Here is a 14,381-nt window from a genome sequence, read left to right on the forward strand (position 1 = left end):
GCTCGGCTGCATTGGCGCTATCCGGGCGGCTTTCACCTCTCCTGCCAGTCGAGCGCGGCCCGCATGGATGACGATATCGTCATTATCGAACGCGTCTCGAAGTCGTTCGGCCCCAAGACCGCACTGACCGACGTTTCCTTCCGCGTTCCGCCCGGCCAGATTTGCGGCCTGCTCGGCCCCAACGGCGCGGGCAAGACCACGCTGTTCCGCCTGCTCATGGGCATTCTCAAGGCCACATCGGGCACGCTGCGCGTCGCCGGGCTCGATGCGTTCGAGGACCGGGTCGAGGTCAAGCGCGCGATCGGCTTCCTGCCCGACGAGCCGGTGTTCTATTCCTACCTGTCCGGCCGCGAGGTTCTTGCGCTCAGCGCCGGGATGCACGGCCTCGACGTGCCGGAGGCGATGGCGAGGATCGAAGCCCTCGCGGTGCGCATGCGCCTTGCCGACGATCTCGACAAATATGCCGAGGAATACTCGCGCGGCATGAAGAAGAAGCTCGGCCTGCTGCTCGCCATGCTGCACCAGCCGCGCCTGCTCGTGCTGGATGAGCCGACCAACGGGCTCGACGTAGAATCTACCCGCCTGTTCTATGATCTGGTGAACGAGGCAGCGGCCACCGGCACCACGGTCCTCTTCTCGACCCATCTGATGGACCACGTTGCGCGCCTGTGCTCGCACGCGGTGATCGTGAACGAAGGCCGCGTGGTCGAACAGGGCGAGCTTGGCGCGCTCGCTGCCCGCCACGGCGAGCCCGATCTCGAAGCGCTGTTCCTGAAGCTGACCGCCCGGCCCGCGCAGGAATGAGCGCCGCCTCTCCCCCCGGCTATTGGGGCACCGTGCGCCTGCTGCTGGCATCGGCGCGCCGCCGCCAGAGCGGGCGCAGCAAGCGGCAGCAGCAGCTGCTCAGCCAAAGAAGCGACGGCAAGGGAACGGATTGGTCGGGCGTCGGCTTGCTGGTCGGCCTGATCATCAGCCTCGTCATCCATGGCTTCGCGGCAGGCTCGGTGTTTGTTGCGGTAACCGCCGGCCAGCGCGCCGAAGCAGAGCTCCACGGGCACATGGTTGTCAGCGAGGAATTCCTCGAACAGGTGCAGGAAGCCGATCAGACATCCTTTGCCTCGCCGCGGGTCCGCAGCGATTCGCTGGCGGAGGCCATCGGCGACGAAGCGGCAAGGATCGCGCGGGATCAGCGCGGCGAGGACGAAAAAGAGATCGCGGCAAAGCTGCGCGCGCGCGTCGCGGCACCAGGCAGCAACGGGCTTGTCCTTGCCGAAAGCGCAGAACCCGGCCTCACCCCGCAAGGTCTCTCGCAACCAATCCCCGCGCTGCTGGGATCGCTGCTCGTCCTGCTCTGGCTGGTAACGCTGGTATGCCAGGGCGAGGGACTGGAGCTCGACATCCAGCGCTGCCGCCATCCCATGTGGGAATGGCTCTTCTCGCACCCGGTGCAACCCGGCGCGGTCTTCCTTGCCGAGATGATCGCGCCGCTTGCCGCCAACCCTACCTATTGGGCCGGACCGCTGTTCGTCGGCGCCCTGCTCGGTCTCACCTACGATGTGCTGCTGGGCCTCATCGGCGCGGTGGTGATCGGCATTCCCCTCACCATTGCGGCGGGCTGCCTGGGCAAGGCGCTTGAAATTTCCGCGGTGCTGCGCCTGTCCCCGCGCACCCGCGGCGGCATGATCGGCGTCATCAGCTGGTTCGGTTTCGTCGGCATGGTTGGCCCGATTGTCGGCGCCGCCACGATCGACTGGCTGGTCGGGCACTTTGCCGGCACCCTTGCCATCGCCGCGCGCCTGCCCGCGCCCCTGCTCGCCTTGCTGCTCGGCTTTGATGGTGCGGGGGGCCGCTCGTTCCTGCGTGCCATCGCCTTTGGCTGGCTCCTCGCCGCCGCCATGCTCGGCTTCGCCGTCTGGCTCAGCGTGCGCGCGCTGCGCAATGGCCTGTCGGGTGCCTTCGCGGCCGAAACGCTGACCACAGGACCCGCACGGCAGACGCGCTTCGGCCGCGAGCCGCTGTTTCGCAAGGAAGTCCTGTGGTTCCTGCGCGATCGCAGCGCCATCGTGCAGACCATCCTGATCCCGCTCACCGTCGCTGGCTACAACATGTTCCAGCTGCGCGGCGCACTCAGTCTCGCCGCCCAATCCTGGAACCTCCTCGCCGGTGCAGCGATCGCGCTCGGCACCTACATGCTCTGGGTTCTCGGCCCCAAGTCGCTGGTCTCGGAAGGCTCGGCGCTGTGGATCGCGCTGACCTGGCCGCAAGGGATCGAAAGCGTGCTCAAGGCCAAGGCCTGGCTGTGGTCGCTGATCGCAACACTGCTGGTTGCAGTGGTCCTGCTGCTGGGCTGCGCGCTGTTCCCGCAGGATTGGTGGAAGATCGCGCTGGTCGGCGTGGGCTGGTACCTCTTCGCCCGCAGCATGGCCGAAAAGGCTGTCACGCTGGTCACGGTCGTTTCGGAATCGGGCGAAGCGCAGCCGATCCCCTCCGGGCGGCGCTGGGCCGCGCAGCTCGGCATGCTGACCTTCGCGATCGGCATCTGCACGCAGGTCTGGTCGCTTGCCATCGTCGGCATCGTCTATTCATGGGTCACCGCCGCCGCGATGTGGGAAAACTTCCGCGCTCGGCTGCCCTATCTCTATGATCCCTGGTCGGAAAAGCTGCCGCCGCCGCCCACGCTGATGCACGCGATGATCGCGGTCAGCGCGATGCTGGAGCTTTCCTCCGTGATCGCCGCCTTCGTTGCGGGCATCGGCGGGCGTGAAAATCTGCCGCTGGCCATGGCCGTCGGCTATTCGGCCAGCGCCGTGCTCGTCTCGATGGTGACAGCGCGCGTCCTGGAAGATCGCGGCATGAATCCAGCAGCCGCGTGGCTGTGGTCTCCTCCGCCCGCGCAGGCCGTGCACATGTTCGTCGCACCGTGGGAGACGCTGTGGAACCTCCTGCGCTATCACGGGCGGGCGATGGCGGAAGGCCTCGCACTCGGCCTGCTGCTCGGCGGCTTCGCCTGGGCCTATATCCACATCCTCGCCATGTTTTCCCCGTTTGCGCACGACATCGCGGCGACTCACGCCCAGTGGGCCGCCAACCCGTCCTTGCGCTTCAGCTATGCCTTCATCGCGATCCTTTGCGCGCCCTTTGCCGAGGAATATCTGTTCCGCGGCCTGCTCTACCGGGCGCTGGATCGGCAATGGGGCGGCTGGAAAGCGGTGCTTGCCGCCGCCGCCTTCTTCGCGATCTATCACCCGCCGATCGCATGGCTTCCGGTGGGCCTGCTCGGGGCGCTCAATTGCGTGATGTTCAAGCGCACCGGCAGGCTCGCCCCGGCCGTCGTGCTCCACATGGCCTACAATACAGTCGTCGTGCTGACCGGATCGTGACCCCGCGCTTGCCCCCGGCCCCCTCGCCCGCTATCGGCGCGCCTTCCGCCATCCACCCGAAAGCCCGCATCCCCTTGGCCACGCTGATCCCGCTTGCCGATATCGATTCCGCGCTGATCGAAGAGGTGCTCGATGCCGCCTTCGGGCCGGACCGCTTCGCGCGCACGGCCTACAAGGTACGCGAGGGGACCGAGTGGCTCCCCGGCCTGTCCTTCGCCGCGCTCGATGAAGGCGAGCATATCGCCGGCACGATCCAGTGCTGGCCTGTCGCGCTGAACGATGAAAGCGGCCGCGCCCACCCGATGATCATGGTCGGCCCGGTCGCTGTCCTCCCGGGCCTTCAAGGCCAGGGCTATGGCAAGGCGCTCGTCACCGCCAGCCTCACCGCAATCGATCCGCGCGCACCGCTGCCGCAGGTGATGATCGGCGATCTGGATTATTATGGCCGCTTCTTCGGCTTTTCCGCCGCGCACACCGGCGGATGGAAGCTGCCCGGCCCGTGGGACCCGGCGCGCCTGCTCTGCCGCACCGCCAATCCGGCCGTCCTGCCCACAGGGGGCATGCTCGGCCCTTGGCGCGGCTGATCTGATCTGGCATCGGCGGTTCGTGCCCTATGAACCGCCCCCCGAACTTGCAGCGCTTTCGCTGAGCGAACTGGCAGAGGCCATCGCTTCACGCCGCTTGCCAGCGGTAGAGAGCTGGTCGCCCGCGAACATCGGCGAAAGCCACATGCGCATCGCGGCAGACGGCACGTGGTTCCACGAGGGCGGCAGGATCACCCGCCCGGCCATGGTCCGCGCCTTTTCCTCGCTCCTCACCCGCGATGCAGCAGGCCGGCACTGGCTCGTCACCCCGGTCGAAAAGCTCGCCATCGCGGTGGATGACGCCGCCTTCATCGCGACCGACATGGAAGTCCGCAGCGACGAGAACGGCCACCCGGTCATCGCGTTCCGCCTCAATAGCGACGACGTGGTCCTCGCCGGTCCCGACCACCCCTTGCGCGCTGCGGGCACGCCCGAAGTGCCTGCCTTCTACCTCGCCGTGCGCCATGGCACCGAAGCGCGGCTCAACCGCAGCACCTACGGCCAGCTGATCGACCACGCGCTCACGCTCTCCGAACCCGAAGCGCTCGCGGTCGAAAGCCGGGGCACCCGCTTCAGCCTGCTGCCCGCATGAGCCTGCGCGAACGCCTCGCCGAACTTTTCGACGTCGGGCATGCCCTCCCCGTCCCGCCCGCTTACGAGGACTGGCGCCCGCTTCCCGATACGCCCTTGCGCGCCGCCGCCGTGCTGATCGCCGTCACCGACCGGCCAGACCATGCGCAAGGCCCCGGCGTGCTCCTCATCCACCGCCCCTCGCACATGCGCGCGCACCCCGGGCAGGCCGCGTTCCCCGGCGGCAAAATCGATGCGGGCGAAACCCCGATCGAGGCCGCGCTGCGCGAGGCGAACGAGGAGCTCGGCATCGATCCCGCGCTGGTGGACGTGATCGGCGCGACCGACCAGTACCGCACTGGCACCGGCTACGACATCACCCCCGTCCTCGCGATGGTTCCGCCAGACCTGCCCATCCAGCCCAATCCTGCCGAAGTGGCGAGCTGGTTCGAGCCCCCGCTCGGCTTCGTGCTCGATCCCGCCAACCACGTCCGGCGGGAGAGCGAATGGGCCGGGCGGCGCGGCAGCTACATCGATATCCAGTGGAATGAGCACCGCATCTGGGGCGTCACCGCCGGGATTATCGCCAATCTTGCGCAGCGGATCCGCTGGCATGGCTGAAACGCGCCTTCCTGCGGCCGACTGGACCCGTCGCGAAGACCTCGCCGCACTCGTCGCCGCGCTCGATCCGGCCGGAGAAGGCCTCGTCCGCTACGTCGGCGGTGCGGTGCGTGATACGCTGCTGGGCATCGCGGTGAAGGACATCGACATGGCCACCCCGCTCGAACCGCCTGCGGTGATCGAGCGGCTCAAGGCCGCAGGCATCCGCAGTGTTCCCACCGGCCTTGCCCACGGCACCGTCACCGCCGTGCTCGCTGACGGCCCGGTCGAGATCACGACCCTGCGCCGCGATGTCTCGACCGACGGCCGCCACGCCACCGTCGCGTTTTCAACCGACTGGTCGGAAGACGCGGCCCGCCGCGATTTCACGATCAACGCGCTCTACGCCGATCCGCAGGGCCTGACGGTTCACGACTACTTCGGCGGCCTCGCAGACCTCAAGGCCCGCCGCCTGCGCTTCATCGGCGATGCAGAGGCGCGCATCCGCGAGGATTACCTGCGCATCCTGCGCTATTTCCGCTTCCAGGCCCGCTTCGGCTCGCTTCCTGCTGATGCAGAGGCGGAAGCCGCCTGCAGTGCGCTCGCGCCGGGCCTCAAGGGCCTCTCGCGCGAACGCATCGCCAGCGAACTCCTCATGCTGCTGGCGCTGCCCAACCCGACGCCCACCGTCGCGCGCATGGCTGAACTCGGCGTGCTTGGCGTGATCCTGCCCGAAGCCGATCCCGCCGCGCTCCCGCCGCTCCTCGCCGCCGAAGCAGCCCGCGCCCTTGCGCCCGAACCCCTGCGCCGCCTCGCCGCGCTACTCCCTGCCGATCCGCTGCTGGCCGAACAGATCGCCGCGCGCCTCAGGCTCTCGATCGCCCAGCGCAAGCACCTCGCCCTCGTCGCCGCGCGGACCAGCCCCGAGGAACCCGCCCGCCCGCTCGCCTACAAGGTCGGCCGCGAAGCCGCGCTTGATCGCTTGCTGATCACTGGCAGCGACACCACCCCGCTCGATGGCTGGGATATCCCGCGGTTTCCGCTCAAAGGCGGCACGATCGTCGCTCGCGGCGTCAGCGCCGGCCCCGAAGTCGCCCGCATCCTCCGCGCGGTCGAAGCCCGCTGGGTGGCGGAAGGTTTTCCAAAAGAAGCCCGCATCGCGGAATTGCTCAGCGAAGAAATCGGCTGAGCAGAAAACAAAGTCCCGTTGGTGTCGAGCCCCTCGACGTCGCTCGGGATGAACTTCCAGCCTGAAGGGCTGGAAGTCGAGACACCATGCGCCAGGCCCTCAGCCCGCGTCAGACCCCTTCCACTCGCGCCGCTCCTCGGCGGCGCGCAGCACTTCATAGGCCGTCTGCAGCTTCAGGAACTCCGCCGCCGCTTCGGCATCGCCGGGGCGCACATCGGGATGCACTTCCTTGGCACGACTGCGCCACGCCTTGCGCACCGCCTCGAAATCGGCGTCCACTTCCAGCCCCAGCGCTTCCAGCGCGCGCATCTCGTCGCGGCTGCGGCTGCCGTCGCCGGGGCCTGCCCAGGCCTGATAGGCCGATTGCGCATAGCCCGAAGCCTCGCCCCGCTCGGCCTTCTCGCGCAGCTCGGCCTCTTCCTTGTCGAGCCCTTCGAAGTAGTTCCACCCGGCGTTGTATTCGGCGGCATGGCGCTCGCAGAAATACCACCGGTCCGGGTTGTTGGGCGATTTGGGAGCAGGCCGGTCGCCCTTCTCGTCGCAGCCGGCCCGGTCGCACAGGCGCACCGGGGCCGCCTCGCGCGCGCCACCATAGCCGCGCCAGCGTGGGAAACCCCAGTCAGCCGATCTGCCTTGCCGTGCCATCGAAGTGGCTAATCCCTTTTCACTGTACGGTGATCGTCACCGCACGGCGGTTCTTCGCCCAGCTTGCCTCGTCCGAACCCAGAGCGACCGGGCGCTCCTTGCCATAGCTCACCGTGGTGATGCGCGAAGCATCGATGCCGAGGCTGACGAGGTAGTTCTTCGCCGCATTGGCCCTGCGCTCGCCCAAAGCAAGGTTATAATCACGCGTGCCGCGCTCGTCGCAGTGTCCTTCGATGGTCACGCGCTTGCCGGGATAGCGCGCCAGCCACTGCGCCTGGCTCTGCAGGATGCCCTGATCCTCGCTGTCCACGTTATAGCGGTCCGTGTCGAACAGGATCGTGTCGCCCAGCACCGAGGCCATGAAATCGGCCTGGCTGCCCGGCACCGGCCCCATCGGCTGGCTGACCGGCGGCGGCGTGGTCGTCGTCGTGGTCGTCGCGCCGGTCGGCTGCGGCGGCAGTTCCTTGGGCTTGGTGGCGCAACCGGCAAGCACGAGGCCGGAGGTGAGCAGCAGGCCAGTCAAGACTTTCGATGGGATGATCTTGCGGGTCACGGACGGGTCTCCTTTGGTCAATCAGCGCCAGAGTGCATTGCACAAGGCGAATCGGCAAACGGTTTTGGCACCAGTTCAGGGCAGAACCGGGCCCCATGCGGGGTCCGATGCATCGACCGGCGTATTCAGCCGCCGCTCGTTGCCTCCGGTCAGGTCCACCTGCCAGATCGAGGTCTTGCCGGTGGTCTTTGCGGTGCGGAAAAACTGCACGATGCGGCCGTTGGGCGACCATGTCGGCGCTTCATCCTGCCAGCTGTCGGTAAGGTAGCGCATCTCGCCGCCCGATGGGTTCATCACCGCGATGCGAAGATTGCCCGCGATGTGGGTGAACGCGATCTGGTCACCGCGCGGGCTCCATTCGGGCGTGGCGGAGCGTCCGCCGAAAAAGCTGATGCGCTTCTGGTTCGTGCCATCGGCGTTCATCACGTAGATCTGCTGGCTGCCTGAACGGTCGCTTTCGAACACGATCTTGCTGCCATCGGGCGAATAGCTGCCGCCCACGTCGATCCCCGGCGAATCCGTCAGCTTCACCGATTCGCCGCCGGTTGCGGGCACGCGGTAGATGTCCGTATTCCCGGCAATCGCCATCGAATAGAGGATGGACTTGCCATCGGGCGACCAGCGCGGCGCGAAAGTCGGCCCCTTGCCCTCGGTCACCAGTCGCTGCTGCCCGCTGCCGATATCATAGACATAGATGCGCGGGGTGCCGTTGAGGAAGCTGAGGTAGGCGATCTTCGAATAGTCCGGCGAATAGCGCGGGGTCAGCGCGGTTGCCTGGCCGTTGGTGATGAAGCGGTGGTTGGCCCCGTCCGAATCCATGATCGCCAGCTGCTTGCGGCGATGATCCTTCGGCCCCGTCTCGGCGATATAGGCGATCTTGCTGTCGAAAAACGGGCTTTCCCCTGAAAGCCGCGAATAGACCATGTCCGCACACTTGTGCGCCGCGCGGCGCCACTCCTCGGGCTTCACCACATAGCCCTGCCGCGCCAGCTCGCTGCCCAGCGCCACGTCATAGAGGTAGCAGCCCACTGTCAGCCGGCCATCGACCCCGCCCTTGACGAAGCCCTGTACCAGCATCTCCGCCGACCGCGCGCGCCAGTTCGGAAACGCCGGCGCGGTCACTTCGCCATAGGCAATGCCTGGCAGCGAATCGGGACCGACCGGGCGGAACAGCCCGTTGTTCTTGAGATCGCCGTAGATCACCCGCGCAAGATTGCGCCCGAGCGCCTCTGTGTTCCCGCCATCGGCTGCGGTGGGCAGCATCTCGTTGGTCGGGAAGGTCGGGATCGCGATGGCAGCATCGTTGTTGATCGTGCCGACCACGTCTTCCTCTGGCGAGGAATCCGCCGGCGCGGCCGATGCGGCAGGCTGGGGTGCAGGTGTGGCAGGTTGCGCCAGAACCGGCGAGGCGGCGAGGAACGCGCAAAGGCCAACGACAAGAGTGCTACGCAAGGGCTCTACTCTTTCCTGAAATTGAGCGTGTAGGTCTTCCAGAAATCATACGTTTCGACAGGAAGGTTGAACGGAGCCGCCGTCCTGATCGCGCGAACCGCGCATTCGGTGAAGCGACCCACCTGCGGCGTGTTGGCAGGAGTCTGGCCGGAAAGAACCGGCGTTGCAATGCTGACGATATTCCCGCTGCGATCAAGCTGGAAGGTCACTTTCGCGCGCAGCTTCTCGATCTCGACGCCGCTCAGCGGACAGCTGTTCCACGGCGGCACCACCTTGCGGTTGATCGTGACGCGGATCGCGGCCTTGGCAGTATCGCTCAGCGCATCGGCCGGATTGCCCGTCGCGCCCGGCCGGGTCCCCGTATTGATCCCCTTGAGGAAATCGGAGCCCAGTTGGCTGGCGCCGCTCGTCGCATCGGGCCGCCGCCGCTGGCGCGGGTCAAGCGGCGGCGCGGCGGCTGCCTTTTGCGCCGGCTTCTGCGGCGGCGCAGGCACGGCACGCTGTTGCGGCTGCGGCTTGATGACAGGCTGCGGCCTCGCAACAGGCCTGGGCTGCGGCGCCGGCTTTGCCTGAGGCGGTGGCGGAGGCGCGGGCTTTGGCAATGGTTGGGGCTGGGGCTGCGGCTTGGGCTGAGGCGGCGCGATCTGCGGCGCAGGCTGCGGCGGCGCGGGCTCTGGCGCAGGCTCGCCCAGCACCGGCGCGACATCGGGCGCAGCTTCGGTCTCGGGCTGCGGCGAGGTCGATTGGTCGGCAGTCTCTTCGGCGAAGGTCACCGTCATCCGTTCGGGGGGCGACATGATCGATTTGCCCGGCGGCGAGAGCGTCAGCGCCGCAATCAACGCGACATGCGCGGCCAGCGCGATGCCAAGCGCCCCAAACGGTATGGGCGCTTCCTCGCGCGTGAGGCCTTGGGAGGAGGAAGAGGCCGTCATGCCCATCGCGCTTAAGGCGCCGTGACTGAACCGTTGGTGACCAGCGAGATCGACTTGAACCCTGCGGCATTGAGCGCGCCCATCACCGCGACCACCCGGCCATAATCGAGGCTGCGATCCGCGCGCAGCGTGACGACGGGCAGCTGGCCACCCGGCCCCGCCACTGCCAGCCCCGTCAGCCGATCGGAAAGCTCACCCGGCGCGAGTTCCTGGTCGTCGAGGAAAATCCGCCCCTCGCCGTCCATGCTCACAGTTATCGCCTTCTGGTCGGTCTTGAGCGCCTCGGCCCGGCTGTCCGGCAAGTCGATCGGCACGCCCGCGGTCAGCATCGGCGCGGTCACCATGAAGATGATCAGCAGCACCAGCATCACGTCGACCAGCGGCGTCACGTTGATCTCGCTCATCGCCGCGCCGCGCCCGCGCCCCCGCCGCCCGCGCCGCCCGCCACCGCCAGAGCCCATGCTCATCGCCATGGCGTTACTGCTCCAACTCGCGGCTCAAGGTCGCATGAAAGCGGTCGGCAAAGCGGAACATCCGCGTCTCGAAGCGGTTCACCCGGTGCGAAAAGCGGTTGTAGGCAATCACCGCCGGGATCGCCGCGAACAGGCCGATGGCGGTCGCGAACAGCGCTTCCGAGATGCCCGGCGCCACCACCGCGAGCGAGGAATTCTGCTGCGCCCCGATGTTGAAAAAGCTGTCCATGATGCCCCACACCGTGCCGAACAGCCCGACGAATGGCGCCACCGCACCCACCGTGGCGAGGAAATTGAGCCGCCCCGCCAGCCGGTCCGTTTCCGCCGTCACCACGCTTTCCATCGCCGAATTGAGCCGCTGGCGCGTACCCTCGCGGTCGATCGTCTTGCCAGAGGTGGAGCGCCGCCATTCTGCCAGCGCCGCCGTCACGATCCGCGCGCTCGGCACGTCCTTGCCGCCGTTCTCCTTGTGGAAGGCATCGACATCGCGCGCTTCCCAGAACGCCGTCTCATACTTGTCGCACTTGCGCTCGGCGCTGCCCATGCGCAGCGAGAAGGAGACGATGATCGTCCACACCCAGACCGAGGCGAGCACCAGCGCGCCCATCACCACCTGAACCACGATATCGGCATGAAGGAACAGCGCGACCGGGTTGAGCCGGGTCGGCATGCCCGCAGTCGCCCCGGCGGCGACAGGCACGGCGGCAGCGGCAAGAACGGAAAGCATCATGGATGGACGGACCCTTCAGGGGGAGGCGCCAGCAGCGCCGTGAAAGCGGAATGGAACGATGCAGGCAGCCGCCGCGCGCGGCCCAGCGGAGAGACGAACGCAACGCGGACCCGGCCCTCGGCAAGCAAGTCCTCGCCGCGCCAGGCCTTCTGCACCAGACTGCACGTGACGCGTGAAACTTCGGCGACGGTGCTTTCGATCACCACATCGTCATCGAGCCGCGCCGGGCGGAGATACTTCAGCGCAAGGTCGGTCACCGCAAAAGCGCCTTCCCCCGCTTCATGCGCACCGCGCTGATCGATGCCGAGCAGGCGCAACATGTCCGACCGCGCCCGCTCGAACCAGCGTAGGTAATTCGCGTGATAGACCACGCCCGAAAGATCGGTGTCCTCAAAGTAAACGCGTATCGCATAAAGATGGCGCGCGCCGTCAAAACAGCCGGAAGGAGGAAGCGGAGCAGGCATATGCCGCGCTGTCCTAGCCTTGCCGCGACTCGCGAGGCAAGATCAAACGCGGCAATTTGTTAACCGCTTCAGGAAGGTTTCAGTCCACCCGCGCCAGCAGCGGGCCGAGCTGACGGCCGGCAAACACATGCACATGCAGATGCGGCACTTCCTGATGGGCATTCGTGCCGGTGTTCGCCAGCAGCCGGTATCCCGGCGCGACCAGCCCCGCCGCGCGCGCCACATGCCCCACCGCGCGCACGAACCCGGTGATCTCGCCATCCGAAGCCTTTGCCGAAAAATCGTCCCAGCTCACGTAGGCGCCCTTGGGGATCACCAGCACATGCGTCGGCGATTGCGGGTTGATGTCGTGAAAGGCGAGGCTCCACTCATCCTCGTAGACCTTCCGGCAGGGGATTTCCCCGCGCAGGATCTTCGCGAAGACGTTCTGGTCATCGTAAGGCTGGGTGGCATCGACCGCCATGGTTCAACTGCTCCTGCTGGCTTTCTCGGCAATCCCTGACGTGCCCTCGCGCCGCTCCAGTTCGGCGGTCACCTGGGCCAGCGAAACGCCGCAATCGCCCATCAGCACGAAGAGGTGGAAGAGCAGGTCCGCCGCTTCCCCCACCAGCGCCTCAGGGCTGCCGGTGAGCGCGGCGATCACCACTTCGGTCGCCTCCTCGCCCACCTTCTGCGCCATCTTGCCGCGCCCTTTGGCGTGCAGGCGCGCGACATAGCTGGCATCGGGGCCAGTAGCAGAACCGGCAGCGCGGCGCGCAGCGATCGTGGCTTCGAGCCGGGAGAGGAGCGTGGTCGGATCGGTGGAGGAAGACATCGCAGCGGGCATGGCGCGCGGCGATGGGAAGGTCAAGCGGGCCAGAAGCTATCGCGCGCCCACTCCGCCCGCCCCCACCTCCGTTGGTGTCAGGCGAAGTCGAGCCACCCGGCGCTGAGGGCTGCCTCAGTCCTCTTTGCGGCGCGCCACGCGGCGGCCGATGATCAGGCCTGCGAGCCCGATGGCAAAAAGCGCGCCGTCGGTCGGTTCAGGAATGGCGATGCCGCCGCTCGCCTGCGCAAGGGCAGGGACGGTTGTGGTGGCAAACACGACAAGGGCAATGGGAATAAAGCGGAGCACGCGGGGGATTTCCAATAAAAGACCTTGCCAAAAGGTTAAAGCAATCCCTGTGCCAACATCCCGAAAATCAAGGAAATAAGCCTATTTCGCTAGTTAACGTCCGCAGCGTTTGGGCGGCATTTGTCAAGAATTCCGACACTAGCGAGACCTATCCCCGCGCCGGAATCCCCGCCGCGCGCAAGGCGGCATGCGCCTCGGCGATCGAGTGCGTGCCGAAGTGGAAGATCGAAGCCGCGAGCACCGCGCTGGCATGCCCCTCACGCACACCCGCCACGAGGTGATCGAGATTGCCGACACCCCCGCTGGCAATCACCGGCACCGGCACCGCATCGGCAATCCGCCGGGTCAGCTCCAGATCATAACCCGCCTGCGTGCCGTCTCCGTCCATCGAGGTGACGAGCAGCTCGCCCGCCCCCAACTTGGCCAGGTTCTCCGCATGGGCCAACGCATCGATCCCCGTGGGCCGCCGCCCGCCGTGCGTGAAAATCTCCCACTTGCCCGGTGCCACCCGCCGCGCATCGACCGAGCCGACCACGCACTGCGCGCCAAACCGCTCGGCAATATCGCGCACCAGTTCGGGCCGCGCGACCGCTGCGGAATTGACCGCCACCTTGTCTGCGCCGGCCAGCAGCAGCGCGCGCGCATCTTCAGGCTCACGCACCCCGCCGCCCACCGTCAGCGGCATGAAGCAAACCTCAGCCGTCCGTGCGACGACATCGAGCAGCGTCCCGCGCCCCTCATGCGTCGCCGAAATATCGAGAAAGCACAGCTCGTCCGCGCCCGCCTTGTCATAGGCCCGCGCCTGCTCGACCGGATCGCCCGCATCGCGCAGATCGACAAAGTTCACACCCTTCACCACACGCCCATCGCGCACATCAAGGCAGGGAATGACACGGACGCGGACGGTCATGCCATCACGCCTCAGCCATCGCTATCGCGGCGGCCAAGTCCAGCCGCCCCTCGAACAGCGCGCGGCCCGTGATCACGCCCTCGATCCCGTCCGCCTCGTGGATCTTGAGCATCCGGATATCGTCGATGCCCTTCACCCCGCCGCTGGCTATCACCGGCAGCCGGGTCGCGCGCGCCAGATCGAGCGTCGCGTCAATATTGCAGCCCTTGAGCAGCCCATCGCGCCCCACGTCGGTAAACAGGATCGAGGCCACCCCCGCATCCTCAAACCGCCGCGCCATATCGACGATGGAAACGTCGGAAACCTCGGCCCAGCCCTCGGTCGCAACCATCCCATCGCGCGCATCGACCGCCACCACGATCCCGCCGGGATAGGCCTTGGCCATGTCCTTCACGAACTGCGGGTCTTTCAAAGCCGCCGTGCCGATCACCACCCGGCTCACGCCAAGATCGAACCAGCCATCGACCGCAATGGGATTGCGGATACCCCCGCCCAGCTGCACGTGGCCCGGAAACACCTTGAGGATGCCCTCGACCGCCGCGCGGTTCACCGCCTCACCCGCGAACGCGCCGTCAAGGTCAACGACATGGAGGTACTGCGAGCCCGCTTCCGCAAACAGCGTGGCCTGCGCCGCCGGATCATCGCCATAGACCGTTGCGCGCGCCATATCGCCCTCGGCCAGCCGCACGACCTGCCCGCCCTTGAGGTCAATTGCCGGAAAAACGATCATCGCAGAGCACCACCCGTCGATTTATACATGGCAAGCCCCTCCCCCGTTCGGGGGA

General features: G+C 67.1%; 18 protein-coding genes. 6 read left to right on the forward strand and 12 right to left on the reverse strand.

Annotated elements, in window-relative coordinates; genetic code table 11:
• Window positions 1-63: 63 nt before the first annotated feature.
• The 6 genes from ACO06X_RS07935 to ACO06X_RS07960 all read left to right on the forward strand — a co-directional run bounded on the left by ACO06X_RS07935 (window position 64) and on the right by ACO06X_RS07960 (window position 6,323).
• Entirely contained in the window at window positions 64-804 is a 741-nt protein-coding gene (locus ACO06X_RS07935) for an ABC transporter ATP-binding protein (RefSeq protein WP_421839386.1), read from the forward strand.
• Window positions 801-3,380 (forward strand): CPBP family intramembrane glutamic endopeptidase, encoded by a 2,580-nt coding sequence (locus ACO06X_RS07940; protein ID WP_421839387.1) that lies wholly within the window; start codon window positions 801-803, stop codon window positions 3,378-3,380. The genes ACO06X_RS07935 and ACO06X_RS07940 overlap by 4 nt, the downstream gene beginning before the upstream one ends.
• 74 nt (window positions 3,381-3,454) lie before the next feature.
• Complete coding sequence (locus ACO06X_RS07945) at window positions 3,455-3,964, forward strand: GNAT family N-acetyltransferase (RefSeq protein WP_421839388.1); 510 nt, start codon at window positions 3,455-3,457, stop codon at window positions 3,962-3,964.
• A 22-nt stretch (window positions 3,965-3,986) separates the two neighbouring features.
• A complete protein-coding gene (locus ACO06X_RS07950) occupies window positions 3,987-4,556 on the forward strand; it encodes a DUF1285 domain-containing protein (protein ID WP_421839389.1) in 570 nt (189 codons plus the stop codon).
• The gene (locus tag ACO06X_RS07955) at window positions 4,553-5,155 is read left to right on the forward strand and encodes an NUDIX hydrolase (RefSeq protein ID WP_421839390.1); all 603 of its coding nucleotides are present in this window, start codon (window positions 4,553-4,555) and stop codon (window positions 5,153-5,155) included. The genes ACO06X_RS07950 and ACO06X_RS07955 overlap by 4 nt, the downstream gene beginning before the upstream one ends.
• Window positions 5,148-6,323 carry a CCA tRNA nucleotidyltransferase gene (locus ACO06X_RS07960; RefSeq protein ID WP_421839391.1) on the forward strand — a complete coding sequence of 392 codons (1,176 nt, stop codon included), beginning with the start codon at window positions 5,148-5,150 and terminating at the stop codon, window positions 6,321-6,323. Before ACO06X_RS07955 ends, ACO06X_RS07960 begins: the two co-directional genes overlap by 8 nt.
• A 99-nt stretch (window positions 6,324-6,422) precedes the next feature.
• On the opposite strand, the gene ACO06X_RS07965 is transcribed toward ACO06X_RS07960, so the two are convergent.
• The 12 genes from ACO06X_RS07965 to hisA all read right to left on the reverse strand — a co-directional run bounded on the left by ACO06X_RS07965 (window position 6,423) and on the right by hisA (window position 14,326).
• Window positions 6,423-6,968, reverse strand: a complete 546-nt coding sequence (locus ACO06X_RS07965) for a J domain-containing protein (protein ID WP_421839392.1) — start codon at window positions 6,966-6,968, stop codon at window positions 6,423-6,425.
• A 19-nt stretch (window positions 6,969-6,987) separates the two neighbouring features.
• Complete coding sequence (gene pal, locus ACO06X_RS07970; protein ID WP_421839873.1) at window positions 6,988-7,506, reverse strand: peptidoglycan-associated lipoprotein Pal; 519 nt, start codon at window positions 7,504-7,506, stop codon at window positions 6,988-6,990.
• Window positions 7,507-7,596: 90 nt separating this feature from the next.
• The gene (gene tolB / locus ACO06X_RS07975) at window positions 7,597-8,973 is read right to left on the reverse strand and encodes a Tol-Pal system beta propeller repeat protein TolB (protein WP_421839393.1); all 1,377 of its coding nucleotides are present in this window, start codon (window positions 8,971-8,973) and stop codon (window positions 7,597-7,599) included.
• 5 nt (window positions 8,974-8,978) lie between these two features.
• Window positions 8,979-9,905, reverse strand: coding sequence for a hypothetical protein (locus tag ACO06X_RS07980; RefSeq protein ID WP_421839394.1), 927 nt, complete (start codon window positions 9,903-9,905; stop codon window positions 8,979-8,981).
• 11 nt (window positions 9,906-9,916) lie between these two features.
• Window positions 9,917-10,378, reverse strand: a complete 462-nt coding sequence (locus ACO06X_RS07985) for an ExbD/TolR family protein (RefSeq protein ID WP_421839395.1) — start codon at window positions 10,376-10,378, stop codon at window positions 9,917-9,919.
• A gap of 4 nt (window positions 10,379-10,382) precedes the next feature.
• Window positions 10,383-11,108: a protein TolQ gene (gene tolQ / locus ACO06X_RS07990; RefSeq protein ID WP_421839396.1), complete on the reverse strand. Its 726-nt coding sequence runs from the start codon at window positions 11,106-11,108 to the stop codon at window positions 10,383-10,385.
• Entirely contained in the window at window positions 11,105-11,572 is a 468-nt protein-coding gene (locus ACO06X_RS07995) for a YbgC/FadM family acyl-CoA thioesterase (protein ID WP_298168772.1), read from the reverse strand. Before ACO06X_RS07995 ends, tolQ begins: the two co-directional genes overlap by 4 nt.
• 79 nt (window positions 11,573-11,651) lie before the next feature.
• Window positions 11,652-12,035, reverse strand: a complete 384-nt coding sequence (locus ACO06X_RS08000; protein WP_421839397.1) for a histidine triad nucleotide-binding protein — start codon at window positions 12,033-12,035, stop codon at window positions 11,652-11,654.
• Window positions 12,036-12,038: 3 nt separating this feature from the next.
• A complete protein-coding gene (locus tag ACO06X_RS08005; protein ID WP_421839398.1) occupies window positions 12,039-12,386 on the reverse strand; it encodes a phosphoribosyl-ATP diphosphatase in 348 nt (115 codons plus the stop codon).
• A 126-nt stretch (window positions 12,387-12,512) separates the two neighbouring features.
• Complete coding sequence (locus tag ACO06X_RS08010; RefSeq protein ID WP_421839399.1) at window positions 12,513-12,686, reverse strand: PEP-CTERM sorting domain-containing protein; 174 nt, start codon at window positions 12,684-12,686, stop codon at window positions 12,513-12,515.
• A gap of 148 nt (window positions 12,687-12,834) precedes the next feature.
• Window positions 12,835-13,596, reverse strand: coding sequence for an imidazole glycerol phosphate synthase subunit HisF (gene hisF, locus ACO06X_RS08015; RefSeq protein WP_421839400.1), 762 nt, complete (start codon window positions 13,594-13,596; stop codon window positions 12,835-12,837).
• Between the two features lie 4 nt (window positions 13,597-13,600).
• The gene (hisA, locus tag ACO06X_RS08020; RefSeq protein ID WP_421839401.1) at window positions 13,601-14,326 is read right to left on the reverse strand and encodes a 1-(5-phosphoribosyl)-5-[(5-phosphoribosylamino)methylideneamino]imidazole-4-carboxamide isomerase; all 726 of its coding nucleotides are present in this window, start codon (window positions 14,324-14,326) and stop codon (window positions 13,601-13,603) included.
• Between the last annotated feature and the right edge of the window lie 55 nt (window positions 14,327-14,381).

The sequence above is a fragment of the Novosphingobium sp. genome (assembly GCF_965229225.1).
GTDB lineage: Bacteria > Pseudomonadota > Alphaproteobacteria > Sphingomonadales > Sphingomonadaceae > Novosphingobium.